We start from the raw sequence: 26,036 nt of genomic DNA on the forward strand, positions 1-26,036 counted from the left end.
ACGAACCGATCCGGTGCGGCCGGAGACCAACAGGACAGGAGACCCGCACCCAGGAGGAGAACCGCCATGAACCGTCTCTCGTCCGTCGTCGTCGCGGGGGCGCTCGCCCTCGCCACGGTCGGCACCGTCGCCGCCCCGGCCGCCGCCCGGCCCGAGCCAGCGCCCCCCGTCGCCGGTACCGCCGGCCCCGCTGCCACGGCCGGCACGGCCCCGGCCATCCCCGCCCGCTCCGTCACCGCCCGGCCGGGCGGGGCCGCTCCGACCGCCAGCACGGTCACGCCCGACCGTTCCGTCGCCGTCCGGCCGGCCGTGGCCCGAGGCTGGCAGGTCGAGGTGCTCAGCGTGCGGGGCACCGGCCCGTACCGGATCGGGGCCCGGCTGGACCGGCTCGTCGCCGCCGGCCGGATCGACTGGACCGCGCCCGGCTGCGCCGGGGTGGTGCACGCCGGCGCCACCGGCGAGTGGGCCGGCGTGGTGCTGCTGGCGTTCCGGCACGGCCGGCTGGTGGAGGTGGGCACCGCCACCGCGCCGCCGCGGTCGCCCGCCGGGGCGGCGGTCGGCATGTCCTTCGCCGAACTGGAGCGGATCTACGGCCCGCGCGGCGCGCTGATCAGCAACGACGCCGGCGACGCCACGGCCTACCTGGTCCGGGTCGGCGCCCGGGTGGAGCTGTTCACCGGGCACCCGATCCGGCCGGGCGTCGGCTACTTCCAGGTCGGGCCGGCCTCGTACGTCGAGCGCAACTTCCGGCAGGGCACCGCCTGCTGAGCCAGGTCAGGGAACCAGCGGCGGGGGCGTGGCCGGTCGGCCACCGCCCCCGCCGGGAAAACCCGGGTCAGAGCAGAGTGGCGTTCCAGTACGACAGCACGGGACCGATCATCTGGAAGCGGACCCAGGAGGAGCATGTCCGGGTACCGCCCAGGTTGTTCCGGGGGCAGACGAACTGCGGGCTCGCCGCTCCCACGATGGTGCCCGCGTAGGCCCACCGAGGGCTGACGATGTGCACCGGGCCGCCGCTGTCGCCGTGCCCGGCGGAAGCCACCCCGTCCCTACCGGCGGTGGCCGTGCCGCAGGTCAGCCGGCCGGTGATGTCGGTGCAGTAGTTCGTCTTGATGACGGTCAGGCCGCCACACACCTCGCCGCTGTAGGCGCCGTTGAAGCAGACGCCCGAGCCCTCCGCCGACGTCCAGGGCGTGGCCGACATTCCCTGGAGGGTGGTGTCGGTGCGGAACATCGTCGCCGACCCCGTGCCGGTGACGATCGCCGTGTCCGTGCCCCGGTCACGGGTGTCGATCCAGTTCTTCCGGCCGACGTACTCGGAGCCGTTGTAGAGGTAGGCACCGTTGGCGAAGCAGTGCGCCGCGGTGAGGAAGTAGTTGACTCCGTTGCGCCGGATGCCCGGCCCGATGGTGCACGACGAGTAGCCGTCGTTCAGTTCGGCGCCCGCGCTCCAAGGCGAGAAGTCGTCCCAGCGGGAGAGGAAGAGGGCGTCCTTCTCCGGCTCCGGAACCTCCTCGATCTCGATGTCCGCACCGAACCGCTCCCGCAGTGTCCGCACCGTGGCCTCGGACGGCTTGACCACCCCGAGGCGCAGCGTGTTGGTGGACTCGTGCGGTCCCCACTCGACCAGCCGGATGCCGGCCTGCCGCAGCGCCGCCACGTGGTCGCTCACCTTGTCCCGCCGGTCCACCAACTCCCGGTAGGTGTACCGGGCACCCTCGTGCACGACCACTTCGCCGGAGATCGACCGGACGGCGGCCGCACTTGCCGCCGCCGCGGCCCGCCCCTGGTAGGAGACGTGAACCCGGCCGTCCGGGTCCACCCAGTGGCCCGCGTACCGGCTGTCCCCGTGCGCCACCCGCCACGCGTCCTGGGCCAGCGCGGTGGCCTTCATCAACCGGTCCTCACTCGACGCCGGTGCGGCGCTGGCCGCCCCCGGCATGACGCCGGCGGCGACCAGGGCGAGCACCAGGAGCGCTCCGGGCAGTGTCCTTCTTCGCATGTACAGCTCCTCTCCACGGAAGCACGACCGCATGAGGACACACGGGAGCGACGGGCGACCTGATCTGGTCGAGCCGTCGGAAGGGCTGCGTTCCGCGCCGAGCGCTGGGTCACGAGCTGACGGAACGCGGCGTCAGAGCAGCCGGCTCCGCGGGACGGATGCCGGCTGGCCGGAAGTCGAGTCGTCAGTCGGAAGAGCTGGGTGCGCGCGATCGACAAGACATGGATCCCCCGTGATGATCCTCCGCCAAGAGATTGACGTGCGCCGAACTCTACGGACCGCGCAGAGCGATGTAAAGACCACGCAGCGGAACGCTCGCCTTGCCAGACATCATCGTGTCCCTCAGGAACGATATGGGGTTAGACAACAGTGTGTGCCACACAGTATCGTGTGATGCATGGTGAGCGATGAGATCCTGCGGACCCACCTCCAGGAATTGCGCCGGGGCACGGTCGTGGTGGCGAGCCTCGTCGCCCTGCGCCGCCCCGACTACGGCTACGCGCTGCTGCAACGCCTCACGAACCACGGCTTCCCGGTCGACGCCAACACGCTCTACCCGCTGCTGCGGCGGCTGGAGGAGCAGGGGCTGCTGACCAGCGAGTGGAACACCGAGGAGAGCCGGCCGCGCAAGTTCTACCGGACCAGCGAGGAGGGCGAGTCGGTGCTGGGCCGACTCCTCGCCGACCTGGCCGCCGTACAGACCTCCCTGACCGGACTGATCGAAGGAGCCGACCGATGACCACCCTGACCGACCGATACCTTGCCGCGACCCTGCGCTCGGTGCCGGTCGCGCGCCGCGAGGAGATCGCCACCGAGCTGCGCGGCTCGATCGAGGACATGATCGACGGGCGCACGGCCGGCGGGCAGGACGCCACCACCGCCGAGCGGGAGGTGCTCACCGAGCTGGGCGACCCGGCGCAGCTCGCCGCCCGCTACTCCGACCGCCGGTTGCAGCTCATCGGCCCGACCTACTACCTGGCCTGGGAGCGGCTGCTGAAGCTGCTGCTCAGCTTCGTGCCGGCCACGGTCGGCGTGGTGGTCGGGCTGCTCGCGGCCGCCGACGGCGACAACCCCGGCGGGGCGGTCGGCGAGGGTGTCGCCACCGCCCTCTCGGTGGCGCTGCACATCGCGTTCTGGGTCACCCTGGTCTTCGCGGTGCTGGAGCGCACCAAGACTCCGCTGGACCTGCCCCGGTGGAGCGTCGACCAGCTCCCGGAGGGCCCGGTCGACCGGCAGATCACGCTGACCGACACCGCCGCCTCGATCGGCTTCCTGGCGCTGTTCATCGCCTACCTGCCGGTGCAGCACTTCCGGTCGTTCGTGCCCACCGACGGCGACGAGAACCTGCCGATCCTCGACCCGGCGCTGTGGAGCTTCTGGCTGCCGTTCCTGATCGCGGTGCTGGTCGCCACCGTCGGGCTGGAGATCGCCAAGTACCGGGCCGGCCGGTGGACCTGGCCGCTGGTCGCGGTCAACGCCGTGCTCAACCTGGCGTTCGCGGTGCCGGTGATCTGGCTGATGTCGACCGACCGGCTGCTCAACCCCGACTTCGTCGACCGCTTCGAGTGGCTCGGCGAGGGCGACAACCTCAACACCGTCGCCACCGTGGTGGTCGCCGGCACGGCGCTGATCGCGCTCTGGGACACCGTCGACAGCGCGATCAAGGCGTACCGCGCCCGGCACTGACCCGCACGAGCGTCGCGGCCCGGCACCCACGGGGGGTGCCGGGCCGCGGCCGTCGGCGGCGCACGACCTCAGCGGCTCACCGCGGTCTCCCGCCCGAGCCGGGACAGCTTCTCCGGATTGCGTACGGCGTAGAGCCCGCTGACCAGGCCGTCGTCGATGCGCACCGCGATGACCGTGTCGAGTTCGCCGTCGAGCCGGAGGATCAGCGCTGGGTGGCCGTTGACGTGCGACGGCTCCAGCGACGCCACGGCGGCGAACCGGTCCAGCCCGGCGGCCAGCAGACGGGCCACCTTGTCGGCCCCCACGATGGGCCGCAGCACGGCCTGCTTGACCCCACCACCGTCGCCCAGCAGGACGACGTCCGGCGCGAGGACGTCGAGCAGGTGCCGCAGGTCTCCCGTCTCGACCGCCCGCTGGAACGCCGCCAGCGCCTCCCGGGTCTGGGCCGCGGAGGCGACCCCGCGCGGTCGGCGCGCCGCGACGTGCGCCCGCGCCCGGTGGGCGATCTGGCGGACCGCGACCTGGCTCTTGTCGACCGCCGCCGCGATCTCGTCGTAGTCCAGGTCGAACACGTCGCGCAGCACGAACACCGCGCGCTCGGTCGGCGTGAGCGTCTCCAGCACCAGCAGCATCGCCATCGAGACGCTGTCGGCCAACTCGACGTCCTCGGCCACGTCGGGTGCGGTCAGCAGCGGCTCGGGCAACCACGAGCCGACGTAGGACTCCTTGCGGCGGCGCAGCGTCCGCAGCCGGGTCAGCGCCTGCCGGGTGGTGATCCGGACCAGGTAGGCACGCTGGTCCCGCACCTGGTCGAGATCGACGCCCGCCCACCGCAACCAGGTCTCCTGGAGGACGTCCTCGGCGTCGGCGGCCGAGCCGAGCATCTCGTAGGCGACGGTGAACAGCAGGTTGCGGTGGGCGAGGAACGCCTCGGTGGCGGCGTCCACCCGGTCGCCGCCGACGTGCGGCTCGGCGGTGTCCAGTGGTCGCTCGCTCATGGCCGGCTCCTGCCCTCGCTGTCGGTCGTGCCACCCACACGACACCGGTCCCCGCCACCCTGTGACATCCGCGCTCGGTGGCACGGGCCACATCGCCACCCTGTCACGGGGACGGGGGCGGCGGCATCTTCATGTCCGTCAGGACGCTGCGCCGGACGATCGGTGCCGCACGTAACCCGCACGAGCAGGAGCTTCGTCGTGAACGAGGACAGAACAGACCGGAAGATCGCTCTGGTCACCGGGGCGAACAAGGGGATCGGCCGGGCGACCGCCGAGCAGTTCGCCGCGCTCGGCATGACGGTGCTGATCGGCGCCCGGGACCCGCGGCGCGGCGAGGAGGCCGCCACGGCGGTGCGCGCGGCCGGCGGCGACGCCCACCCGGTCACCCTGGACGTCACCGACGCGGGCACCGCCCGGGCCGCCGCACGGTGGATCGAGGGGCGCTTCGGCCGCCTCGACGTGCTGGTCAACAACGCCGGCATCACCGGCTCCGGGCAGGTGTCGCCGGCCGACGCCCACGATCAGGTGCCCAGCTCGGTCGACCTGGACATGGTCCGGTCGGTGTTCGAGACCAACGTCTTCGGCGTGATCGCGGTGACCAACGCCCTGCTGCCGCTGCTGCGCCGGTCGCCGGCGCCGCGGATCGTCAACGTCAGCAGCCACGCCGCGTCGCTGACCCTGTCCAGCGACCCGGACGGCCCGCTGGCCGGCCTGCTGCCGTCGGCGGCGTACTCGCCGGCCAAGACCGCGCTGAGCGCGCTGACCGTGCAGTACGCCAACGAGCTGCGCAAGGACGGCATCCTGGTCAACGCCGTCGCCCCCGGCTTCTGCGCCACGGACAGCAACAACCACACCGGCTTCCTCACCCCCGCGCAGGGTGCGGCGGTGGTGGTGCGCCTGGCCACCCTCGGCGCGGACGGACCGACCGCCGGGTTCTTCGGCGCCGACGGCCCGCTGCCCTGGTAGCACTCCGGTTCGCGCGGGGCGACCAGCTGGCCCGCTCAGCCGCACCCGACCACCGGAATCACCGACAACCCTGCAAGGAGATCTGATGAACCTCGCACTGTGGGTCGTTACCGGCCTGCTCGCCGCCGTCCTCCTGGTCAGCACCTCCAAGATGTTCGTCCCCAGGGAGAAGATCGCCGCCAAAGGCGGCCGCGCCGCGGAATGGGTCATGGACTTCAGCCCCGGCGCCCTCCGGGTCATCGGAACCCTCGAGATCCTGGCCGCGGCGGGCCTGATCCTGCCCGCCGTCCTCGACATCGCGCCGGTGCTGGTGCCGGTGACCGCCACCTGTGTGGCCCTGCTGTTCGCCGGCGCGGCGACCATGCGCCTCCGCCGGGGCGAGCGGGCGACGATCGTTCCCGACCTGGTCTATCTCGCCCTGGCCGTCTTCGTGGCCTGGGGACGTTTTGGCCCCGAGTCCTTCACCGGCTGACCCGCGTCGGGCCGCCCCTGCCCGGGGCGGCCCGACGCCGCACGTCTGGGGCCGCGGCTACCGGTCGCCGCGCGGGCGCAGCGCCCCGCTGGTGGCCGCGGCCAGGAAACCGGTCCAGGCCGTCGGGCCGAAGGCCAGCACCGGTCCGCCACGATCCTTGCTGTCGCGTACGCCGACCACGCCGGCGATGTTCGTCGCCACCTCGACACAGGTGGACCCGCCGTTGTCGCTGCGGGTGGACTTGCGCCAGACCGCACCGGTCAGGTCCATGACTGTGCCACCTCCGCGACGAGTTCCCGGGACGCCCGGCGCGGCAGCGCCTCGCCCCGCAGGCTCTCCCACCTGCGTTGAAGGCTATCAACGTCGGCTGAGTGGTCGCTCAGATGCGCGCGCAGCGGAGTGTCCACGTGCGCCACCTCGGCTCCCTCTGGCGTCCGAGCCAGGATGAAGGCACCCGCCAGCCCCGCGTGCATGCCGGCGTCGGCGGGCACCACGTGCAGGTCGACATGCGGCAGCTCGGTGACCCGCAGCAGGTGCGCGAACTGCTCGGCCATCACCGCACGGCCACCGATCCGGCGACGCAGCACCACCTCGTCCACCACGAAGACGACCTCCGGCGGAACCTCCCGGCTGAGCACCGCCTGTCGGCCGAGTCGGGAGGTGACCCGCTGCTCCACCTCGGGCTCGCGCAGCATGCCGCCGCCGGTGAGCACCGCGCGGGCGTACGCCTCGGTCTGGAGCAGGCCGGGGATCAGCGACGGCTCGAACCAGCGGATCAGGGTGGCCTCCGCCTCCACCTGGATCCACTCCCGCAGCCACGGCGGCGCCGCGTCGGCGCGGACCAGCGCGAGCAACCGCTCGAAGAAGCCGCCGGACTCCAGCGCCGCGTCGACCCGGCCGACGAAGTCCTGCGACGGGGTGCGGTGGCCGATCTCCACCATGCCGACCAGCGACGACGAGTAGTTGATCCGCTGGGCCAGGTCCTCCTGGCTGAGCCCCCGGTCGCGCCGGGCCCGGCGCAGTTCACCGCCGAGGAACTCCAGCGTGGACAGCCGCCCGTCGCTCATCACACCTCCACCACAGCCCCGCACCGCACCGCCACCGCCGAAGGGTGGCCCGTCGATGCCTTCCGACCGTAGTCGGCCGGGCAGCAGAGTGTGAACAGGCACGACGGAGGAGGTCGACGATGGGTGGGCGCGCGGAATCCGTACCCCGGACGGGGCGGCGGCACGTCGCGGCGCGGCCGGCCTGGCGGTGCCGGGCCTGCGCGGCGCCCTGGCCCTGCCAGCCGGCGAAGCTGGCGCTGCGGGTCGAGTACGCGCACGACCCGGTCGGCCTCTCGGTCTACCTCTGCGTGCTGCTGCACGAGGCCGCCGCGGACTGGCTGCGACTGCGGCCCCGGCCACCGGACCCGGCCGAGCTGTTCGCCCGGTTCGTCGGCTGGACCCGGCCGGTCGGGGCGGCCGCCGAGCGCGGGCGGCTGGACCGGCTGCTCGACCGGGTGACCGCCGCCGGGCCCGGCACCCGCCGCCGGGCCGGGCCGGGACGTCCCGGCCGGGTACCTGACCGGCGCCGGCCCGCCGGATGAGATCCTCACCAGGGTGACCACCGAGACGGAAGACTGGCGGCGGCCCGGGCCCACCCCGGAGCAGCGGCGGTTCGACGTCTACGCCGGGCTGGCCGCCACGGTGCTGGCCCTGTTCAGCCTCACCCTGGCCCGCAGCACCGGGGCGTTCCTGCTCGGGCCGCCGCCGTCCGGCCCGGAGCAGGTCTTCTGGACCGTCGCGGTGACCCTGCCGCTGATCTGGCGGCGCCGCTTCCCGGCCACCGTCACGCTGGTGATCTCGGCGGCGTTCATCGCCGCCCAGGCGCGCTCCGCCCCGGAGACCCAGCTGTCCGGGTGGGCGCTGTTCGCCGCGATCTACACCCTCGGCGCGTGGGGGCGCGACCGCCGGCTGTCCAAGCGGCTGCGGATGGGCGTCATCGCCACCATGTTCGTCTGGCTCGGGGTGTACTACGCGACCACCATCGGCAGCATTCCGCCGGACGCCTTCGCCCGCGCGGTCGGGCCGGTGCCCCCGGTGCTCGCCGCGATCGTCAGCGGCGTGCTGGTCAACGGGCTGTACTTCGGGTTCGCGTACTTCTTCGGGGAGACCGCGTGGCTGGCCGCCCGCCGCCAGCACGAGCTGGCCGACCAGGCCGAGCAGCTGCGCCGGTCGCAGGCCGAGGTCCGCGAGCACGCGGTGGTCGGCGAGCGGGTCCGCATCGCCCGGGAACTGCACGACGTGGTGGCCCACCACGTGTCGGTGATGGGGGTGCAGGCGTCCGCCGCCCGGCGGGTCCTCGACAAGGACCCGGTCAAGGCCCGCACGGCGCTCGGCGCGATCGAGGAGACCGCCCGCACGGCGGTCGACGAGCTGCGCCGGATGCTCGGCGTGCTGCGCGCCCGCGACGCCCGCCCCGACGGCGTCGAACCCGCCGACCCGGCCGGCATCGACCAGGTCGCGGCCGTGGTGGACCGGGCCCGCGAGGCCGGGCTGCGGGCCACCCTGGGGGTGTACGGGGACCGGGTGCCGCTGCCCGATTCGGTGTCCCAGGCCGCCTACCGGGTGGCCCAGGAGGCCGTCACGAACACGCTCAAGCACGCCACCGGGGCGACCGTGCTGGACGTACGGATCCGCTACCTGGCACACGAGGTGGAGGTCGACGTGACCGACGACGGACGGGCCACCCGCCCGGCGAACGCCGACGGGCTGGGCCTGATCGGCATGCGCGAGCGGGTCGCCACGCACGGCGGCGCGCTGGAGGTCGGCCCGCGCCCCGGCGGCGGCTGGCGCGCGCGGGCACGCTTCCCGCTGCCGGTGCCGGCGGAGCGTCCGGCATGAGCGAGCGCAGCGAGCGAATCATCAGGCTCAGCGCGAAGGTGCCTCATGACGGCACGCAGCGAAGCGGAGTGCCGGCATGAGCGAGGCGGCCACGGACCGGCCGATCCGGGTGCTGCTCGCCGACGACCAGCATCTGGTCCGTACCGGCTTCCGGGTCATCCTGGAGGTGGAGGACGACCTCGAGGTGGTCGGCGAGGCGGCCGACGGTGAGCGCGCGGTGACCATGACCCGGGTGCTGCGCCCGGACGTGGTGCTGATGGACGTGGAGATGCCCGGCGTCGACGGGCTGGCGGCCACCCGGCGGATCACCGCCGAACAGGAGGGGCCGGGCGGGCCGGCGGTGCTGATCCTCACCACCTTCGACCGGGACGACTACCTGTTCGCCGCCCTACGCGCCGGGGCCAGCGGTTTCCTGCTGAAGAACGGCACGCCGGAGGCGCTGGTCGAGGCGATCCGGGTGCTGGCCCGCGGCGACGGGCTGCTCGCCCCCGAGCTCACCCGGCGGGTGATCGCCACCTTCGCCCGGCCCGGCGAGGCGGCCGGGACGGCGGTCTCCGCCGAGGCGGCCCTGAACGAGCTCACCCCCCGCGAGCGGGAGGTGCTGGTGCTGGTCGCCCGGGGCGCCAGCAACGGCGAGATCGCCGCCGAGTTGCACCTGGGCGAGGCGACGGTGAAGACCCACGTCAGCCGGGTGCTGGCCAAGCTCGGGCTGCGCGACCGGGTGCAGGCGGTGGTCTTCGCGTACGAGCACGGGGTGGTGCGGCCCGGCGGGTGATCCCGTCCGCCCTGCGGCGGACCCGGCCGCTCCACCGGTGGGTGGACGGCAGCCGGCCGCTGGCGGCCTAACGTGATCATCGTGATGAACGTGCTCCGTCTGGACGGCGTCGACCGCAGTTTCGGCGACCGTCAGGTGCTCAGGAACGTGTCCTTCGAGGTGGCGGCCGGCCGGATGACCGGCTTCGTCGGCGGCAACGGCGCCGGCAAGACCACCTCCATGCGGATCATCCTCGGGGTGCTCGCTCCGGACGCCGGCCAGGTCAGCTGGCAGGGCGCGCCGCTGACCCAGGAGGTCCGTCGGCGCTTCGGCTACATGCCGGAGGAGCGTGGCCTCTACCCGAAGATGAGCGTCCGGGAGCAGGTGGCCTACCTGGGCCGGCTGCACGGGATGACCGCCGCGGCGGCCCGGCGCAACACCGACGCCCTGCTGGAGCGGGTCGGGCTCGCCGAACGCGGTGACGATCTGCTGGAGACGCTGTCGCTGGGCAACCAGCAGCGCGCCCAGATCGCCGCCGCGCTGGTGCACGACCCCGAGGTGCTGGTGCTCGACGAACCGTTCTCCGGCCTCGACCCGTTGGCCGTCGACACGGTGGTGGCGGTGCTGCGGGAGCGGGCCGCCGCCGGCGTGCCGGTGCTCTTCTCCAGCCACCAGCTCGACGTCGTCGAGCGGCTCTGCGACGACCTGGTGATCATCGCGGACGGAATGATCCGCGCGGCCGGCAGCCGGGAACAGCTGCGCCGGACGTACACCTCGCCCCGGTTCGAGCTGGTGGTGGCGACCGACGCCGGCTGGCTGCGGGACGAGCCCGGGGTGACCCTGGTCGACCTGGACGGCGCCCGCGCCGTGTTCGACCTCGCCCCCGGCGCCGACGAGCAGCCGGTGCTGCACGCGGCGCTCGCCCGCGGCCCGGTCCGCGCGTTCCGCCCGGTCAGCCCCTCCCTCACCGAGATCTTCCGAGAGGTCGCCCAGTGAACACCACACAGGCCACCCGCCTGGTCGCCGCCCGCGAGATCCGGGTCAAGCTGCGCGACCGCACGTTCCTGTTCAGCACGCTGTTCTTCCTGCTCATCGCCGCGGCGGCGACGATCCTGCCGCCGCTGCTCTCCGGTGGCCCGTCGAGCGTGGCGGTGACCGAAGCGGCGGCCGGGCCGCTGCGCGCGGCCGGGCTGGAGGTGCGTACGGTCGCCGACGACCGGGCCGCCGAGCAGGCCGTCCGGGACGGCGACGTGGACGCCGCGGTGGTCGCCGGGCCGGCGGTGCTGGCCATGGACGACGCGCCCGAGGACGTGGTGACGGCATTGAGCACGCAGCCCGACGTCCGGCTGCTCGACCCGGACGCGGTGGACCCGGTGGTGGCGTTCCTGGTGCCGTTCGCCTTCGCGTTCGTCTTCTTCATCACCTCGCAGACCTTCGGCGTGCAGATCGCGCAGAGTGTGGTCGAGGAGAAGCAGACCCGGGTGGTGGAGATCCTGGTGGCCGCGGTGCCGGTGCGGGCGTTGCTGGCCGGCAAGCTGGTCGCCGGCACGGTGCTCGCGCTCGGGCAGATCGCGCTGATCGCCCTGGTCACCGTGGTCGGCATGCGGTTCGCCGACAGCGGCGGGCTGCTCACCCTGCTCGGGCCGGCGATCGGCTGGTTCGTGCCGTTCTTCCTGCTCGGCTTCGTGCTGATCGCGGCCATGTGGGCGGCGGCCGGCGCCCTGGTCAACCGGCAGGAGGACATCGCCGGTGTGTCCATGCCGGTGCAGCTCGCGGTGATGCTGCCGTTCTTCGCGGTGATCTTCCTGAACGACAACGCGACCGCCATGCGGGTGCTGTCCTACCTGCCGTTCTCCTCGCCGACGGCGATGCCGCTGCGACTGTTCACCGGCGACGCGGCCGGCTGGGAGCCGCTGGTGTCGCTGGCCCTGCTGCTGGTCGCGGCCGCCGCGTTCCTGGTCGCCGGGGCGCGGGTGTACGAGGGCTCGCTGCTGCGCACCAACGGCCGCACCTCGATCCGCGCCGCCTGGCGCTCCCGGGAGACCATCGGCTGAGCCGGCCGGCGGCGCGTCGCAGCCGCCATGTCGCCGAGGTGGCGGTGTCCTCGTGATCCGGACGACACCGCCACCTCGGCGATCCGGAGTCGATTACCCGGCCAGGCGGGCCTGGGGGCGCCCTCCCGGCGGGTCAGCCGGCGACGGTGTCCCAGCCGGCGGGCAGCCGGGGCACCGGCCAGGCCGGGTCGGGCTTCCAGGACGCCCAGTTCTCGTCCCACCAGCGCTCCCCCGCGTCCAGCAGGGCGGCGATCCGGTCGCCCTCGGCCTGGATGGCGTCGGCCATCCCCGGGTAGCGCCCCTCCGCCAGGCGCTGGGCGAACATCTCCACGTCCTTCCAGACGTAGCGCTCGGCGTCCGCCGGCCACCACAGGTCCAGCTCGTGGTCCAGGGTGTCCACCCCGATCGGCGTACGCCGGAACGGGTCCTGGAGGTTGAAGTACCAGCCGGCGAAGGCGCGGTCCGGGCCGGTCCAGAAGACGTCCAGCGAGTGTGCCTCGCCGGGGCGGTGCAGCATCAGCTTGCCGTGCCCGCTCCAGGCCCGGTGCCCGGCGGCCTCCCACGGGTGCCGGCCGGCCGGGAAGACGCCGCGCCGGGGAAAGCCGAACTCGGCGCCCGGCGGCAGGTAGAGCGCGAGCAGGTCGGGCGAGTCCTCGACGCAGATGGTCGGGCAGCCGAACCACACCTCGCCGAGCAGGATCTCCCGCCGGATCACCACGTCACCGGGCGCGAACCGGCGCCCGTCGACCACCTGGCCAGCGCTGTCCCCCGCGCCACCGCTCAACTCCATCCGCCCAGCGTAGCCACGGTCCGGTGACGCGGACGGCCGGTACCGGAACCGGGTCGGGCCCGCGCGGCGACGGCACCCGGGCACGGGAGCCGCTACCGACCCGCAGGGTCGACGGCCGGCCCGTTCGGGATCACGGTTCCGGACGGTGGGCAAGGCCGGCGTCGCGAGTCGGACAGAAGTCGCGCACGGGGCGTCCCACAGTGGACGCGCACGGTTAGCATCGGCTCCGCAAGCCCGCCCACGAGTACGGAGGCGAGCATGTCGATGTCCGGCTTCCAGGTGGATCCCGAGGCGCTGCGAACCAGCGCGGAATCGCTCGACCGGTCGGTCGACCGGATGGCCGAGGTCCTGGAGCAGTTCGAGAGCACCGTGCAGGGGCTCGGCGAGCCGTGGGGCGGCGACGACCTCGGCGCCCTGATCGGCGAGCTGTACCTCGGCATCCACGACCTGACCATGAGCTGCTTCGAGGGCAACGGCGAGGTGCTCGGGCAGTTCGCCGCCGGCCTGCACACCATGGCCGACGCGTTCGAGGAGGCCGATCAGCAGGTCGAGGCCGGCCTGCGCAAGATCGGTCAGGCGTTGGGCGGTTGACGCGATGGGGCTGCAACTTCCCGGTGAACTCGTCTCGCTGCTGGGCATGCTCGGCTACAGCTGGCCGGAGGCCGACGAGGAGAAGCTCTTCGAGCTGGGCCAGCACTGGCTCTCCCTGGCCGCGACGGTGCAGACGGTCGGCGCCGAGGCGCAGCAGGCCGGCGAGTCCGTCTGGGCCGCCAACACCGGGCAGGCGGTCGCGGCGTTCCAGCAACGGTGGGGCGGCCAGGAGGCGCCGATAGCGAACCTCACCGACGGCGTCAGCGCCGCGCAGGGCGTCGCGGTAGGGCTGTTCCTCACCGCCGGGGTGGTCCTCGTCCTGAAGATCAACGTGATCGTGCAGCTGGTCCTGCTGGCGATCCAGATCGCGCAGGCGATCGCCACCGCCGCGCCGACCTTCGGCGCGTCGCTGGCCCAGATCCCGATCTTCAAGATGATCGCCTCGCTGGTCATCGACCAGCTGCTCAACCTCGCCATCGACGCGGTGCTCAATGGGTAAGGGAAAACTGCGCCGGCTCCGGCGACAGGGGCGCGGCGGCTTCGCCCGGGGCATCTTCGGGCCGGTCGGCGACCTGCTCCGCCCCGGTCAGGACCTGAGGAACCTCGGCCTGCCCCGCGACCGGCTACGCCATCCCAACGCCACCCCGTTCCCGGTCCGCTCGCTGCGTGGCATCTCGATCCGGTCCCTGCGCGCGCAGCGCCCACGCAACTGGACCGAGACGCCGACCCGCAACAACGAGGGCTTCATCTGGAAGGACGAGAACGGCGTCGAACGGCTGCGCTTCATGCGGCCCACCGGCGACAACCCCAGCGCGAGCCAGTGGAGCCGCCAGGCGAACGGCTATATCCGCTGGCAGTCCGCCCAGTCCGGCAACAGCCCGGCCGATAACCTCTTCCTCGACCACGACGGCAACATCGTCGACAAGAACGATCCGCTGTTCGCCGAGAAGACGCACATCGTGTACGAAGGCCCGTACCCGTAAGGAGACATTGTGGAACCGATGCGCGACCCGCGCGGGGCGCTCAGCCACATCATGGAGGCCCTCGTCTTCTCCTACGTGTACGACCCGCAGCGCGCCACCTTCACCCTGGTCACCGAGTTCCCGCTGAAGTCGCCCGGGAGCATCCGGGAGTTCGCCGCGTTCGCCTTCGAGCAGGTCGAGTTCGAACGCCTGGCCGGCGACCACGCGCCGTACCAGCACTTCCAGCAGACGTACCACGGCATCGGCCCGGGCGGCATGGTCGTGCAGGACATCCAGCAGCGCGACGTCGGGCCCGACCGGCACCGGGTGGAGCTGTGGTTCGGTGACAACTTCGGCGGCGTGGCGGTCAGCTACGCCGGGCTGCGCGGCTGGACCCGGGGCTCGACGGCGGAGCAGGTCGGCCCCCGGCAGTGGGTCTACCGCGACGCGCGCACCAACGAGACGTTCGACCTCGACTTCCCGTTCCCGAGCCTGGTCGGCCCGCCCGCCTGACCGCCGTCCGGCCCCCGCCCTCGCTGTGGTGACCGGTCAGCCGGTGCGGCTGGGCATCCGTCCCGTTCCCCGGCCGCCCCGCGCAACGGCGCGCAGCACCAGGCCGCCGACGACGAGCAGCGCACCGGTGAGGCGGAGTTCCGCGTCGAGCGCCTTGGTGGCCAGATGCAGGAGCAGGATCGCCGCTCCCATGGCCGCGGCAGCCGTGCCGACGCGACCGACCCACTGCGCGGATGTTCGGTCCATCCGGGCAGTCTAGTCAGCTGTCAGCTGTCAGCGGTCTGGGTGCCGGCTGTGCGAGGATCGCCAACCATGAACGCGCCCGACCCGACGTACCTGCACGCCCTCGCCGAGGAATGCGCGGACCTGGTGTTCCGGCAGTTCGGCCGCCGACTGGACTGGTCACCGGAGAGCCTGTCGACGCTCGACGAGGTATGCGTCGACCTGCTCGCCGACGGACCGCTGGCCGAGGAGCACCTCGACCTGTGGTGGCGGTTGATCGGCGCCTACACCGGGGAAGTGGTCATCCGGGCCTACGGTGGCGAGTGGGTCGAGCATGAGAAGTCGGCAGGCGTCCCAGCGGTCTCGGCGCTCGGCGTGACCGGGTTCCCGTTCGGGCTGGCCGCGCGAGTCCTCGACGGTGAACCGTACAAGAGCCTCGCCTCGTTCGTACGCGCCCTGCCGGCCATCGCCGAACGTACGCCGCCCGCCTGACGCCAGCTCAGGAACAGGCAAGGCGCGAACGGAGTTTCCGTTCGCGCCTTGCCGTGGAGCCTGGGTCAGGGCAGTCGGCTCAGCCGACCGCGGCCATGATCTCGTCGCTGACGTCGAAGTTGGCGTAGACGTTCTGCACGTCGTCACAGTCCTCCAGCACGTCGATCAGCTTGAAGATCTTCCGGGCGCCCTCCTCGTCCAGCGGGACGTTGACGCTCGGGATCAGCGACGACTCGGCCGACTCGTACTCGATGCCGGCGTCCTGCAGGGCGGTGCGCACCGCGATCAGGTCACCCGGCTCGGAGACCACCTCGAACGCCTCGCCCAGGTCGTTGACCTCCTCGGCGCCGGCGTCCAGCACGGCCATCATCACGTCGTCCTCGCTGGTGTCGGCCTTCGGCACGATCACCACGCCCTTGCGGGAGAACATGTACGACACCGAGCCGGCGTCGGCGAAGGAGCCGCCGTTGCGGGTCAGCGCGGTACGCACCTCGGTCGCGGCGCGGTTGCGGTTGTCGGTCAAACACTCGATGAGCAGCGCGACGCCGTTCGGGCCGTAGCCCTCGTACATGATCGTCTGGTAGTCGGCGCCGCCGGCCTCCAGGCCGGAGCCGCGCTTGACCGCACGGTCGATGTTGTCGTTCGGGACCGAGTTCTTCTTCGCCTTCTGGATGGCGTCGTAGAGCGTCGGGTTACCGGCCGGGTCGCCGCCGCCGGTCCGCGCGGCCACCTCGACATTCTTGATCAGCTTGGCGAACATCTTGCCGCGCTTGGCGTCGATGACCGCCTTCTTGTGCTTGGTCGTCGCCCACTTTGAGTGGCCGGACATCTGTTACCTCCGTTGCTACCCGCCGTCTGCATCGACCGCACCGCACGCGCCCCGCTCCCCCGCCGGCGCACGCCGAGGTGCCGGTGATCTTTCTGCTGGGAGCCGCGGCGAGCTGATGGCCCTGCCGAATCTCGGCAATCCTACCGGCGGCCGGCGGGTCACTGTCACGCGCCGCACGGCGCCGGCCCGTCCGATGCCGCCCGAACAGGCACAACACGGACGGGCCGGCCGCTCATTCCCCGAAGCCGTACGACCCCACCACGGTGAAGTCGAACGTGGCCCGCTCCTCGCAGCGGTCCTCTAGACCCGCCCGGTAGCGCCGGAACGACTCCAGCGACGGCAGCGGCCCTGGCAGCTCCGGGCCCATGGCCACGTCGACGAAGCTGCGTTCGTCGTCCAGCTGGAACGTCACGTAGCGCAGCCCGGACGGCCGTACCCGGGCCACCTCGTCATGGACCGCCCGGAGCAGGAGGAGGTGCTCCGCCAGGTGCTCGGGACGGACCCGGTAGCGGATCAGGATCGTCTCCACGCTCACCCCACCAGCTCCGGGCTGCCCTCGACGGCCGGGGTGCGGGCCCCGGCCCGCAGGGCGTCGGACCAGGTCACGATCTCGGTCAGCATGGTCGACAGCGACTCCTCCCGTCCGTCGCCCGGGGCGATCCTGCCGGGCGCGGTGGGATCGCCGGGATCCGACCCGGAGAAGTCGAAGTCGGTGAAGACCGAGAGCGAGACCTGGGTGGGTACCACCGCCGCGCGCACCTCGGCCAGGATCAGCCGCAGGTGGTCGGCAGCCCGGTTGCCGCCCTGCACGCCGTAGCTGAGCAGCCCGACCACCTTGTCGTTCCACTCCGCGTACAGGTAGTCGATGGCGTTCTTCAGCCCGGCGGGGATCGAGTGGTTGTACTCCGGGGTGACGAAGACGAACGCGTCGCAGGCGGCCACGACCGCGCTCCACCGGCGGGTGTGCGGCTGCCGGTAGTCGCCGAACATCGCCGGCACGGGCTCGTCGAGCAGCGGCAACGCCTGCTCCGCCAGGTCGATCACCTCGATCTCGGCGACGCCGGCGCGTACCGCCGGGTGGCGGGACGCCACCTGTACGGCCCACCCGGCGACCGCGCCACCGCGCCGGCCGGGGCGGGTGCTTCCCACGATCAGACCGATCCGGGTCGGTCCTGCTGTCTGTGTTCTCATGCCGACGATCGTCGGGCCGGGCACCGATGGTGGGGAGGCCGGCGCGAGGGTGGCCCTGCCGGGGCCACCCAACGGGCCTCGCGCGCTGCCAGACTGTGCGGGTGATGGACGGAGAGCTGGGCGCGTTCCTGCGCAGCCGGCGAGAGGCTGTCCGGCCGGCCGACGTGGGTCTCGCCCCGGGTCCGCGCCGCCGCACGGCCGCCCTGCGTCGGGCGGAGCTGGCGACGCTGGCCCAGGTGAGCGTCGAGTACCTGACCCGGCTGGAGCAGGGGCGCGACACCCGCCCGTCGCCGGAGATTCTCGCCGCGCTCGCCGACGCCCTGCTGCTCGACGACGCCGATCGGGACCACCTGCAGCAGCTCGCGATGGTCAGCCACAGCCGGCAACTGTGCCCGGGCGAGCGGCCGTCGGCCGCCCGCACCGTCCGCCCGACGGTCCGGGCCGTGCTCGACGGGCTGCGCGACGCCCCGGCGTACGTGGTGAACCAGCTCAGCGACGTGCTGGCCTGGAACGACGCCTTCGACCGGCTGGCCCGCCCGCTGGGCCTGTTGGACGGGAACCGGCCGAACCTGCTGTGGTTCACACTCGCCGACGAGCGTGCCCGCGACCACTTCCCGAAGTGGGCGGAGCTGGCCGACCAGCAGGTAGCCGAGCTGCACCGGTTACGCCGGGGCGACCCGGCCACCGACGCCTTCGCCGATCGGCTGGCCCGCACCGTCGGCGCGCCGTTCACCGAACGCTGGGAGCGGCGTCCGGTGGCCGCCCCACGGACCGGCGTCCGGGAGCTGCGGCACCCGGAGGTCGGCCCGCTGCGGCTGGCGTACGAGATCCTGGAGCTGGCCGACGCCGCCCCCCAGCGGATCGTCGTCCAGCTCCCGGCCGACGCCGCCTCCGCCGCCAACCTGGACCGGCTCCTCGGCCGCCGGCCCGGACAACTGCGCTCCGTCGCCGGCTGACCGGCGGCTCGACCAGACGGACGGTGCGGTGAAACAGCACCGGCAAGGTCCCCCGGCCCGACGGGCCGCGAAGCCGCTCAGGTGGCGGCCCGGACGAGCTCCACGAAGTAGCGGTGCAGCCGCAGGTCACCGGTGAGTTCGGGGTGGAACGAGGTGGCCAGCAGGTTGCCCTGCCGCACCGCCACGATCCGGCCGGCGGCCGGGCCCTCGGTCACCGTGCCGAGCACCTCGACGCCGTCGCCGACCCGCTCCACCCACGGCGCCCGGATGAACACCGCGTGGAACGGCCCGCCCTCGACGCCGTCGACCGCCACCGGGGCCTCGAACGAGTCCACCTGCCGGCCGAACGCGTTGCGCCGCACGGTCATCTCGAGGCCGTCGAAGCCCCGCTGGTCGGGACGGCCGTCGAGCACCTCCCGCGCCAGCATGATCATGCCGGCGCAGGAGCCGTAGACCGGCATGCCGCCGGCGATCCGCTTGTCGATCGGCTCGCGCAGCTCGAAGATGTCGGCCAGCTTGCTGATCGTGGTGGACTCCCCGCCGGGGATGACCAGCCCGTGCACCGCGTCCAGTTCCTCGGGCCGGCGGACCGGGCGGGCGTCCGCGCCCGCCCCGGTCAGCGCCGCGACGTGCTCACGCACGTCGCCTTGGAGGGCGAGCACACCGACGGTGGGCCCGCTCATGGTCACCAGCCCCGCTCGGCCAGCCGGTGCGGCTGCGGGATCTCGTCGACGTTGATGCCGACCATCGCCTCGCCGAGACCACGGGAGACCTTGGCCAGCACGTCCGGGTCGTCGTGGAAGGTGGTGGCCTTCACGATCGCGGCGGCGCGCTGGGCCGGGTTGCCGGACTTGAAGATGCCCGAGCCGACGAAGACACCCTCGGCGCCGAGCTGCATCATCATGGCGGCGTCGGCCGGGGTGGCGATCCCACCGGCGGTGAACAGCACCACCGGCAGCTTGCCGGTCTGGGCGACCTCCTTGACCAGCTCGTACGGGGCCTGGAGCTCCTTGGCCGCGACGTACAGCTCGTCCTCCGGCAGCGACTGCAACCGGCGGATCTCCTTGCGGATCTTCCGCATGTGGGTGGTGGCGTTGGAGACGTCACCGGTGCCGGCCTCGCCCTTGGACCGGATCATGGCCGCGCCCTCGGTGATCCGGCGCAGCGCCTCGCCCAGGTTGGTCGCGCCGCAGACGAACGGGACGGTGAACGCCCACTTGTCGATGTGGTTCTCGTAGTCGGCCGGGGTCAGCACCTCGGACTCGTCGATGTAGTCGACGCCGAGCGACTGGAGGATCCGGGCCTCCACGAAGTGGCCGATCCGGGCCTTGGCCATCACCGGAATCGAGACGGCGTTGATGATGCCGTCGATCATGTCCGGGTCGCTCATCCGGGACACCCCGCCCTGGGCGCGGATGTCGGCGGGCACCCGCTCGAGCGCCATCACGGCGACGGCGCCGGCGTCCTCGGCGATCCGGGCCTGCTCGGCGTTGACCACGTCCATGATCACGCCACCCTTGAGCATCTCGGCCATGCCGCGCTTGACGCGGGCGGTGCCGACAACGGGGGCGCTGGTGTGCTGAGAAGTGGTGTCGGGCACGGGTTATCGCTCCTCAGGCGTGCTCGGGAGGGTGGCAGCGGAGATGCTACGCCCGACGCAACGCCACTCCGACAGCCAATCAGACCCCCGGTGGCCTGCGATGTGGCCGCCGTCACCCACCCCCGCGACATCAGCCCGACCGGCCGGCTGAGTCGTTCACGACATCAGCTCCACAGGCCCCGACCGCATCGAGCTGCCACCACCCCCCGGCTTAACCGGCCGGGACGTCCGCCGGGAGGGTGAGGGTGGGGTCGTCGATGTCGAAGTAGCGCGGCCAGGGGTGCCGGCGCCCCATCCGCAACAGCCGCACCAGCGGTCGCCGGCGGGCGGCTCGCGCGTCCCGGACCAGGTCGGTGTGCACCTGCCGGGCCAGGGCCAGCCGGCGGCTGGCGGCGATCACCGCCTCGCAGTCCGGGTCGGCCGGGTCGAGCTGCACCGCGCGCAACTGCCGGGTGAGGTCGTTCTCGGCGGCCTCCCGCTCGTCCGGGTGGGCGTCCAGGGCGATCCGCGCGGCGGCGTACAGCTCGACGCCGTACCGCCGCTCGGCCAGCACCGCGGCGGCCGCGGCCCGGCGCAGCAGGTGGGCGTCGAGCGCGCGGGCCGCCAGCTCCGCGCGGCCCTGCAGCCGCTCGACCCGGCCGGCGGTCCAAATCAGGTACGCCGCGACCAGCGCGACGACCAGGGTCGTGCCCACCACCCACCACATGCCCGGCATCGTAGTGCTGCTCCGTTCCGGTCTCCTCCGGCCGTCGCCGGACCCGATGCTCCGGTCACCCAAGCACCACGCGCCACCCGGGTCAGCCCAGCCCCACCCATTCCGTGTCGATGACCCGCCCGTCGGTGGCCTCGATCGCCGCTGCGTATACCTCCAGAACCCGGCGGGCAACCACGGGCCAGTCGAAATTCGCCACCACCTGGTCGCCGCAGGCGGTCAGTTCCGCCCGCTGCCGCGGGTCGTCGAGCAGCTCGGTGAGCGCGGCGCGCAGCGCCGCCGCGTCCCCGGTCGGGAAGAGCCGCCCCGCCCGGCCGCCGTCGAGCACCCGGCGGAACGCGTCGAGGTCGCTGGCCACCACGCTGGTCCCGGCCGCCAGCGCCTCGGTGAGGATCATGCCGAACGACTCGCCGCCGGTGTTCGGCGCCACGTAGAGGTGCACGCTGCGCAGCATGCGCGCCTTGTCCGCCTCGGGGACCAGCCCAAGGAAGGTCACCCGGTCGCGCAGCCCGGCCGGGAACCGGTCGTACAGGTCGTCGGGGTCACCCGGCCCGGCGACCAGCAGCCGCAGCCCGGGGCGCTGGGCGGCCAGCTCGACGAAGGCGTCCCGGAGCACCGGGAAACCCTTGCGCGCCTCGGTGAACCGGCCCAGGAACCCGATCGAGCCGCCCTCGCCCGGCGCGCACTCCCCCGGCCAGCCCGGCAGCGGCTCGGCGTCGGTGAACTTCGCGACGGCCACCCCGTTCGGGATCTCCACCGCCCCGCCGTCCATGTGCTCGACCTGCACCTTGCGAGCCAGCGCGCTGACCGCGATCCGGGCGGTGATCCGCTCCAGCACGATCTGGAGCACGCCCTGCGCCGCGGCCAGCGCCCGGGACCGGGTCATCGCTGTGTGGAAGGTGGCCACCACGGGCCCGCGGGCGGAGAGCACGGCGAGCAGCGAGAGGCTGAGCGTGAGCGGCTCGTGCACGTGCAGCACGTCGAAGTCGCCGCGGGTGAGCCAGCGCCGCACCCGGGCCGTGGAGACCGGCCCGAACGCGATCCGGGCCACCGAGCCGTTGTACGGCAGCGGCACCGCCCGCCCGGCCGGCACCACGTACGGCGGCAGCGGTGAGTCCTCGTCGGCCGGGGCGAGCACACTCACCTGGTGGCCGAGCCCGATCAGCGCCTCGGCCAGGTCCATGACGTGGTTCTGCACCCCACCGGGTACGTCGAACGAGTACGGACACACGATGCCGATCCGCACGTCAACGCCCTTTGTTCGCGACTGCCCGGATCCGCTCCGCCGTGCTCCTCGCGCTCACGGGTGCCACCTCTGTTCGCGACTGCGGGGCTCGCAAACCCGGCTCACTCCTCGCGCTCACCGCTGCCTCTCCCTCGAAAGCTGTCCGGTGGCCGGCGAGGGCATGGCCGCGCCGTCGACTGGGCCACGCTGGTCCAGCCACATCCGTTGCAACATGTGCCAGTCTTCCGGATGCCGGGCGATACCGGCCGCCAGACTGTCGGCGATCCGCTGGGTCAGCGACCGCACGCGCTCGTCGAGCGGGCCCTCCTCGGGGCCGGGTACCGGCAGCGGTCCGGCCAGCGAGGCCCGGGCGGCGTCCGGTTCGTACCACATCGAGGCGACGTAGAGGGGCGCCCCGGTGCGCAGCGCGAGCAGCGCCGGCCCGGCCGGCATCCGAGTGCGGGCGCCGAAGAAGTCGACCTCCACGCCCCGGGCGGAGAGGTCCCGGTCGGCCAGCAGCGGCACCACCGCCCCGGCGCGCAGCCGGTCCACCAGCACGTCGAACGCCGGCCGATCCCCGCCGTGGGTGGGCAGGATCTCCATGCCGAGACTGCGGCGGAAGGCGAGGAACCGCTGGTAGACGCCCTCCGGCTTGAGCCGCTCGGCGACCGTGGTGATCGGCCAGCCGGTGGCCGCGACCCAGGCGCCGGCCGCGTCCCAGTTGCCGGCGTGCGGCAGCGCCACCACCGCGCCCCGACGGGCGGCCACGTCGGCGGCGAGCAGTTCCTCACCGTCGAGCCGGAACCCGGCCAGGATCTCCCGGCGGCTCAGCGAGGGCAGCCGGAACGCCTCCATCCAGTACCGGGCGTACGACCGCAGGCCCGCCCGGACCAGCTCGTCCAGCTCCGGCTCCGGCAGGTCCGGCCCGACCACCCGGCGCAGGTTCGCCCGCAGCCGGTCCGTACCGCCGCCACCCCGGCGGTGGGCGCGGTCCGCGCCCGCCCGGAACGCCGCGGCCACGACGGGCCGCGGCAGCGCGCGGATCACCCGCCAGCCGGCGACGTAGCCGAGCTCGGTGAGATTCACCGATTTCCGTCCAGGGTGTGGATGCGCTGCGCCTGTCGGTACACGTGCAGCATCCGCTGCCCGACCGTGAAGATCGACACGGCGGCGAGCAGCCAGAGCGCGATCTCCAGCGCCGGGTCGACGCCGAGGCCGGTGAGCAGCCCGCCGACCCCGACGATGAGCAGCCGCTCGGTGCGCTCGGCGATGCCCACGTTGCAGGTCATCCCGAGGCCCTCGGCGCGTGCCTTGACGTACGACACCAGCGCGCCGGCGGCCAGGCAGAGCAGCGCGGCGGCGACCCCGGAGTACTGGTGCTCGGTGGCCAGCCAGTACGCCACGGCGCCGAAGACCGCGCTGTCGGCGACCCGGTCCATGCTCGAGTCGAGGAACGCGCCGAACCGGGTGGAGCCCCCGCTCATCCGGGCCATCGTCCCGTCGAGCAGGTCGGTGAGCGCGAAGACGGTGACGATCAGGGCCCCGGCGACCAGATGACCGCGGGCACCGAAGCCGAGTGCGCCGACGAGCACCCCGAGGGTGCCCGCCACGGTGACCGCGTTGGGAGTTACGCCCGCTCGGAGCAGGCCGCGTGCGACCGGCTCGACGACACGGGCCATCCCCGCGCGAGCCGACACTTGGAAGATCTTCGCCATGGCGGTCCCACGATAACGGTCCGGCCAGCACCGGCTCTACGGCCGGTCAGGCGAGCCGCCCTTGTGCCGGCCGGGCATCGGGTGTGAGATCGAGCCGGGAGGTGAGCCAACTCACCCGCCCGCCCGTCACGTACCCGGAATCCAGCAGACAGCGGAGGATATCGCCGCGGGACCCGCCCCGGGCCGCTTCCCCGTCGCGCGCGGCGGTCGCCACCACCACCGGCTGAGGGAGGTGCGCCCCATGGCGCAGAAGAATCAGGAGAAGGGGATCACCGGCGCGCCGGTGGTGACCGAACCCGGCAGGGTCCGCAACGTGGTGCTCGTCGGGCACTCCGGCGCGGGCAAGACGACCCTGGTCGAGGCGCTGCTCACGGCGAGCGGCACGATCACCCGGGCCGGCACGGTCACCGACGGCACCACGGTCTGCGACCACGACCCGGCGGCGGTACGCCAGCAGCGCTCGGTGAGCCTGGCCTGCGCGCCGCTGCTGCACGACGGCATCAAGGTCAACCTGCTGGACACCCCCGGTTACGCCGACTTCGTCGGTGAGCTGCGCGCCGGCCTGCGGGCCGCCGACGCCGCGCTCTTCGTGGTCTCCGCCGTGGACGGGATGGACGCCGCCACCGCCGCCCTGTGGGAGGAGTGCGCCGCGGTCGACATGCCCCGGGCGGTCGCCGTGAGCCGGCTCGACCACCCCCGGGCCGACTTCGACGAGGCGGTGGCGCTCTGCCAGCGGGTGTTCGGCGACAACGTGCTCCCGCTCTACCTGCCGATGCTCGGCGACGACGGCGTCTCCACCGTCGGTCTGCTGGGCCTGATCACCCGGCGGGTCTTCGACTACACCGCCGGCCACCCGCCGGTGGTCCGCGACCCGGACCCGGAGCACCTGCCGGCCATCGCCGAGTCCCGCAACGAGCTGATCGAGGGGATCATCGCCGAGAGCGAGGACGAGTCCCTGATGGACCGCTACCTCGGCGGCGAGGAGATCGGCACCGAGATCCTCATCGAGGACCTGGAGAAGGCGGTCGCCCGCGGCCACTTCTACCCGGTGGTGCCGGTCTGCGCGGAGACCGGCGTCGGGCTGGACGCGCTGCTGGAGGTGCTCACCGCCGGCTTCCCGTCGCCGCTGGAGCACGAACTGCCGGCGGTGAGCGGGGTGGACGGCTCGCCCCGCCCGCCGCTGACCTGCGACCCGGACGGCCCGCTGGTGGCCGAGGTGGTCAAGACCACCATCGACCGGCACGTCGGCCGGGTCTCCCTGGTCCGGGTCTTCTCCGGCACCCTGCGGCCCGAGCAGACGGTGCACGTCTCCGGGCACGGCCTGGCCGAACGCGGTCACCCCGACCACGACGCCGACGAGCGGGTCGGGCACATCTACACCCCGCTGGGCGCGAGCCTGCGCGAGGTGGCCAGTTGCGTGGCCGGCGACATCTGCGCGATCACCAAGTCGGGCAGCGCGGAGACCGGCGACACCATCTCGGCCAAGGACGAGCCGCTGCTGATCGCCCCCTGGGAGATGCCCGAACCGCTGCTGCCGGTGGCGATCGTCGCGAAGAGCCGGGCCGACGAGGACGCGCTGGCCCGCAACCTGGCCCGGCTGGTCGCCGGCGACCCGACCATGCGGCTGGACCGCAACGCCGAGACCCACCAGCTGGTGCTCTGGTGCATGGGCGAGGCGCACGCCGACGTGGTGCTGGAGCGGCTGCGCGCCGGCGGGGTCGAGCTGGACACCGAGCCGGTCCGGGTGTCCCTGCGGGAGACGCTGACCGCCCCGGCCAAGGGGCACGGCCGGCACGTCAAGCAGTCCGGTGGGCACGGCCAGTACGCCGTCTGCGACATCGAGGTGGAGCCGCTGCCGCGCGGCGCCGGCTTCGAGTTCGTCGACCGGGTGGTCGGCGGGGCGGTGCCGCACAACTACATCCCCTCGGTGGAGAAGGGCGTACGCGCCCAGATGGAGCGCGGCCTGGTGGCCGGTCACCCGGTGGTCGACCTGCGGGTGACCCTCTTCGACGGCAAGGCGCACAGCGTCGACTCCTCCGACGCGGCCTTCCAGACCGCCGGCGCGCTGGCCCTCAAGGACGCGGCCGAGAAGGCCCAGCCGGTGCTGCTGGAGCCGGTCGACGAGGTGGTCATCCGGGTACCCGACTCGGCGGTCGGCTCGGTGATGGGCGACCTGTCCGGTAGGCGCGGCCGGGTGCTCGGCACCGAACCGGACCCGGACGGCGAGGGGCGCACCCTGGTGCGCGCCGAGGTGCCCGCCACCGAGCTGCTCCGGTACGCCGTCGAGCTGCGCTCGATGACCTCGGGCACCGGCACCTTCCGCCGCGAGTTCGCCCGCTACGAGCCGATGCCCAGCCACCTGGCCGACCAGATCCGCAAGGAACACGCCAACCGCACCTGACCCGGACCATCCGCGCCCGC

General features: G+C 73.1%; 32 protein-coding genes. 17 read left to right on the forward strand and 15 right to left on the reverse strand.

Features of this window, described 5'->3' with window-relative positions; genetic code table 11:
- Window positions 1–66 precede the first annotated feature (66 nt).
- Window positions 67–768: a hypothetical protein gene (locus GA0070609_RS18110; RefSeq protein WP_088994871.1), complete on the forward strand. Its 702-nt coding sequence runs from the start codon at window positions 67–69 to the stop codon at window positions 766–768.
- Between the two features lie 67 nt (window positions 769–835).
- On the opposite strand, the gene GA0070609_RS18115 is transcribed toward GA0070609_RS18110, so the two are convergent.
- On the reverse strand, window positions 836–2,002 hold the full coding sequence (locus tag GA0070609_RS18115; protein WP_157748236.1) for a chymotrypsin family serine protease: 1,167 nt from the start codon (window positions 2,000–2,002) through the stop codon (window positions 836–838).
- A 397-nt stretch (window positions 2,003–2,399) separates the two neighbouring features.
- Here GA0070609_RS18115 and GA0070609_RS18120 point away from each other — a divergent pair, with 397 nt between their 5' ends.
- Together GA0070609_RS18120 and GA0070609_RS18125 are read left to right on the forward strand one after the other, a co-directional pair.
- The gene (locus tag GA0070609_RS18120; protein WP_088994873.1) at window positions 2,400–2,741 is read left to right on the forward strand and encodes a PadR family transcriptional regulator; all 342 of its coding nucleotides are present in this window, start codon (window positions 2,400–2,402) and stop codon (window positions 2,739–2,741) included.
- On the forward strand, window positions 2,738–3,688 hold the full coding sequence (locus GA0070609_RS18125; protein ID WP_088994874.1) for an HAAS signaling domain-containing protein: 951 nt from the start codon (window positions 2,738–2,740) through the stop codon (window positions 3,686–3,688). The genes GA0070609_RS18120 and GA0070609_RS18125 overlap by 4 nt, the downstream gene beginning before the upstream one ends.
- A 68-nt stretch (window positions 3,689–3,756) precedes the next feature.
- On the opposite strand, the gene GA0070609_RS18130 is transcribed toward GA0070609_RS18125, so the two are convergent.
- Window positions 3,757–4,686: an RNA polymerase sigma-70 factor gene (locus GA0070609_RS18130; protein ID WP_088994875.1), complete on the reverse strand. Its 930-nt coding sequence runs from the start codon at window positions 4,684–4,686 to the stop codon at window positions 3,757–3,759.
- Between the two features lie 198 nt (window positions 4,687–4,884).
- On the opposite strand from GA0070609_RS18130, the gene GA0070609_RS18135 reads away from it, so the two are divergent.
- Both GA0070609_RS18135 and GA0070609_RS18140 read left to right on the forward strand, forming a co-directional pair.
- Window positions 4,885–5,652 (forward strand): SDR family oxidoreductase, encoded by a 768-nt coding sequence (locus GA0070609_RS18135; protein ID WP_088994876.1) that lies wholly within the window; start codon window positions 4,885–4,887, stop codon window positions 5,650–5,652.
- Between the two features lie 85 nt (window positions 5,653–5,737).
- Window positions 5,738–6,124, forward strand: coding sequence for a DoxX family protein (locus GA0070609_RS18140; protein ID WP_088994877.1), 387 nt, complete (start codon window positions 5,738–5,740; stop codon window positions 6,122–6,124).
- A 57-nt stretch (window positions 6,125–6,181) separates the two neighbouring features.
- Here the strand turns inward: GA0070609_RS18140 and GA0070609_RS18145 are convergent, their stop codons facing one another.
- Together GA0070609_RS18145 and GA0070609_RS18150 are read right to left on the reverse strand one after the other, a co-directional pair.
- Entirely contained in the window at window positions 6,182–6,394 is a 213-nt protein-coding gene (locus GA0070609_RS18145; protein ID WP_088994878.1) for a DUF397 domain-containing protein, read from the reverse strand.
- Window positions 6,385–7,191, reverse strand: coding sequence for a helix-turn-helix domain-containing protein (locus tag GA0070609_RS18150; RefSeq protein ID WP_088994879.1), 807 nt, complete (start codon window positions 7,189–7,191; stop codon window positions 6,385–6,387). The genes GA0070609_RS18145 and GA0070609_RS18150 overlap by 10 nt, the downstream gene beginning before the upstream one ends.
- Window positions 7,192–7,310: 119 nt before the next feature.
- Between GA0070609_RS18150 and GA0070609_RS35260 the strand changes: the two genes are divergently transcribed.
- The 5 genes from GA0070609_RS35260 to GA0070609_RS18175 all read left to right on the forward strand — a co-directional run bounded on the left by GA0070609_RS35260 (window position 7,311) and on the right by GA0070609_RS18175 (window position 11,817).
- Window positions 7,311–7,712: a hypothetical protein gene (locus GA0070609_RS35260; protein WP_408630601.1), complete on the forward strand. Its 402-nt coding sequence runs from the start codon at window positions 7,311–7,313 to the stop codon at window positions 7,710–7,712.
- Window positions 7,713–7,725: 13 nt separating this feature from the next.
- Entirely contained in the window at window positions 7,726–9,009 is a 1,284-nt protein-coding gene (locus tag GA0070609_RS18160; RefSeq protein WP_088994880.1) for a sensor histidine kinase, read from the forward strand.
- A gap of 76 nt (window positions 9,010–9,085) precedes the next feature.
- A complete protein-coding gene (locus GA0070609_RS18165) occupies window positions 9,086–9,784 on the forward strand; it encodes a response regulator (protein ID WP_088994881.1) in 699 nt (232 codons plus the stop codon).
- 81 nt (window positions 9,785–9,865) lie between these two features.
- Window positions 9,866–10,759: an ABC transporter ATP-binding protein gene (locus tag GA0070609_RS18170; RefSeq protein ID WP_088997813.1), complete on the forward strand. Its 894-nt coding sequence runs from the start codon at window positions 9,866–9,868 to the stop codon at window positions 10,757–10,759.
- Window positions 10,756–11,817 carry an ABC transporter permease gene (locus GA0070609_RS18175; protein WP_088994882.1) on the forward strand — a complete coding sequence of 354 codons (1,062 nt, stop codon included), beginning with the start codon at window positions 10,756–10,758 and terminating at the stop codon, window positions 11,815–11,817. Before GA0070609_RS18170 ends, GA0070609_RS18175 begins: the two co-directional genes overlap by 4 nt.
- Window positions 11,818–11,950: 133 nt before the next feature.
- Here GA0070609_RS18175 and GA0070609_RS18180 read toward each other — a convergent pair whose 3' ends face one another.
- Window positions 11,951–12,607: a DUF402 domain-containing protein gene (locus GA0070609_RS18180; RefSeq protein WP_088994883.1), complete on the reverse strand. Its 657-nt coding sequence runs from the start codon at window positions 12,605–12,607 to the stop codon at window positions 11,951–11,953.
- Window positions 12,608–12,865: 258 nt separating this feature from the next.
- Between GA0070609_RS18180 and GA0070609_RS18185 the strand changes: the two genes are divergently transcribed.
- From GA0070609_RS18185 to GA0070609_RS18200, 4 genes are read left to right on the forward strand one after another with little or no spacing between them, the layout of a single operon-like run.
- Window positions 12,866–13,198, forward strand: coding sequence for a WXG100 family type VII secretion target (locus GA0070609_RS18185; RefSeq protein ID WP_088994884.1), 333 nt, complete (start codon window positions 12,866–12,868; stop codon window positions 13,196–13,198).
- A 4-nt stretch (window positions 13,199–13,202) separates the two neighbouring features.
- Window positions 13,203–13,697: a WXG100-like domain-containing protein gene (locus GA0070609_RS18190; RefSeq protein WP_088994885.1), complete on the forward strand. Its 495-nt coding sequence runs from the start codon at window positions 13,203–13,205 to the stop codon at window positions 13,695–13,697.
- Entirely contained in the window at window positions 13,690–14,181 is a 492-nt protein-coding gene (locus GA0070609_RS18195; RefSeq protein ID WP_088994886.1) for a hypothetical protein, read from the forward strand. The genes GA0070609_RS18190 and GA0070609_RS18195 overlap by 8 nt, the downstream gene beginning before the upstream one ends.
- 18 nt (window positions 14,182–14,199) lie before the next feature.
- Window positions 14,200–14,673: a hypothetical protein gene (locus tag GA0070609_RS18200; RefSeq protein WP_157748237.1), complete on the forward strand. Its 474-nt coding sequence runs from the start codon at window positions 14,200–14,202 to the stop codon at window positions 14,671–14,673.
- Between the two features lie 36 nt (window positions 14,674–14,709).
- On the opposite strand, the gene GA0070609_RS18205 is transcribed toward GA0070609_RS18200, so the two are convergent.
- Window positions 14,710–14,919, reverse strand: a complete 210-nt coding sequence (locus GA0070609_RS18205; protein WP_088994888.1) for a hypothetical protein — start codon at window positions 14,917–14,919, stop codon at window positions 14,710–14,712.
- A gap of 66 nt (window positions 14,920–14,985) precedes the next feature.
- Here GA0070609_RS18205 and GA0070609_RS18210 point away from each other — a divergent pair, with 66 nt between their 5' ends.
- Entirely contained in the window at window positions 14,986–15,387 is a 402-nt protein-coding gene (locus tag GA0070609_RS18210) for a hypothetical protein (RefSeq protein WP_088994889.1), read from the forward strand.
- A 79-nt stretch (window positions 15,388–15,466) separates the two neighbouring features.
- Here GA0070609_RS18210 and GA0070609_RS18215 read toward each other — a convergent pair whose 3' ends face one another.
- The 3 genes from GA0070609_RS18215 to GA0070609_RS18225 form a co-directional block, all read right to left on the reverse strand.
- Window positions 15,467–16,216: a YebC/PmpR family DNA-binding transcriptional regulator gene (locus tag GA0070609_RS18215; RefSeq protein WP_088994890.1), complete on the reverse strand. Its 750-nt coding sequence runs from the start codon at window positions 16,214–16,216 to the stop codon at window positions 15,467–15,469.
- A 232-nt stretch (window positions 16,217–16,448) separates the two neighbouring features.
- Window positions 16,449–16,751: a hypothetical protein gene (locus tag GA0070609_RS18220; RefSeq protein ID WP_157748238.1), complete on the reverse strand. Its 303-nt coding sequence runs from the start codon at window positions 16,749–16,751 to the stop codon at window positions 16,449–16,451.
- Entirely contained in the window at window positions 16,748–17,407 is a 660-nt protein-coding gene (locus tag GA0070609_RS18225; RefSeq protein WP_088994892.1) for an NADPH-dependent FMN reductase, read from the reverse strand. The genes GA0070609_RS18220 and GA0070609_RS18225 overlap by 4 nt, the downstream gene beginning before the upstream one ends.
- A 104-nt stretch (window positions 17,408–17,511) precedes the next feature.
- On the opposite strand from GA0070609_RS18225, the gene GA0070609_RS18230 reads away from it, so the two are divergent.
- The gene (locus tag GA0070609_RS18230) at window positions 17,512–18,363 is read left to right on the forward strand and encodes an MmyB family transcriptional regulator (RefSeq protein ID WP_231928327.1); all 852 of its coding nucleotides are present in this window, start codon (window positions 17,512–17,514) and stop codon (window positions 18,361–18,363) included.
- Between the two features lie 77 nt (window positions 18,364–18,440).
- Here GA0070609_RS18230 and pdxT read toward each other — a convergent pair whose 3' ends face one another.
- The 6 genes from pdxT to pgsA all read right to left on the reverse strand — a co-directional run bounded on the left by pdxT (window position 18,441) and on the right by pgsA (window position 23,615).
- Window positions 18,441–19,046, reverse strand: a complete 606-nt coding sequence (gene pdxT / locus GA0070609_RS18235) for a pyridoxal 5'-phosphate synthase glutaminase subunit PdxT (protein WP_088994894.1) — start codon at window positions 19,044–19,046, stop codon at window positions 18,441–18,443.
- Between the two features lie 2 nt (window positions 19,047–19,048).
- Window positions 19,049–19,963: a pyridoxal 5'-phosphate synthase lyase subunit PdxS gene (gene pdxS, locus GA0070609_RS18240; protein WP_088994895.1), complete on the reverse strand. Its 915-nt coding sequence runs from the start codon at window positions 19,961–19,963 to the stop codon at window positions 19,049–19,051.
- A gap of 211 nt (window positions 19,964–20,174) precedes the next feature.
- Entirely contained in the window at window positions 20,175–20,678 is a 504-nt protein-coding gene (locus GA0070609_RS18245; protein WP_088994896.1) for a hypothetical protein, read from the reverse strand.
- 82 nt (window positions 20,679–20,760) lie between these two features.
- Window positions 20,761–21,921, reverse strand: a complete 1,161-nt coding sequence (locus GA0070609_RS18250) for a glycosyltransferase family 4 protein (RefSeq protein WP_088994897.1) — start codon at window positions 21,919–21,921, stop codon at window positions 20,761–20,763.
- Window positions 21,922–22,035: 114 nt separating this feature from the next.
- Entirely contained in the window at window positions 22,036–22,986 is a 951-nt protein-coding gene (locus tag GA0070609_RS18255; RefSeq protein ID WP_088994898.1) for a phosphatidylinositol mannoside acyltransferase, read from the reverse strand.
- Window positions 22,983–23,615 carry a phosphatidylinositol phosphate synthase gene (gene pgsA / locus GA0070609_RS18260; RefSeq protein WP_088994899.1) on the reverse strand — a complete coding sequence of 211 codons (633 nt, stop codon included), beginning with the start codon at window positions 23,613–23,615 and terminating at the stop codon, window positions 22,983–22,985. Before pgsA ends, GA0070609_RS18255 begins: the two co-directional genes overlap by 4 nt.
- A gap of 241 nt (window positions 23,616–23,856) precedes the next feature.
- On the opposite strand from pgsA, the gene GA0070609_RS18265 reads away from it, so the two are divergent.
- The gene (locus GA0070609_RS18265; protein ID WP_088994900.1) at window positions 23,857–26,016 is read left to right on the forward strand and encodes an elongation factor G-like protein EF-G2; all 2,160 of its coding nucleotides are present in this window, start codon (window positions 23,857–23,859) and stop codon (window positions 26,014–26,016) included.
- Window positions 26,017–26,036 lie beyond the last annotated feature (20 nt).

The sequence above is a fragment of the Micromonospora echinaurantiaca genome, assembly GCF_900090235.1.
GTDB lineage: Bacteria > Actinomycetota > Actinomycetes > Mycobacteriales > Micromonosporaceae > Micromonospora > Micromonospora echinaurantiaca.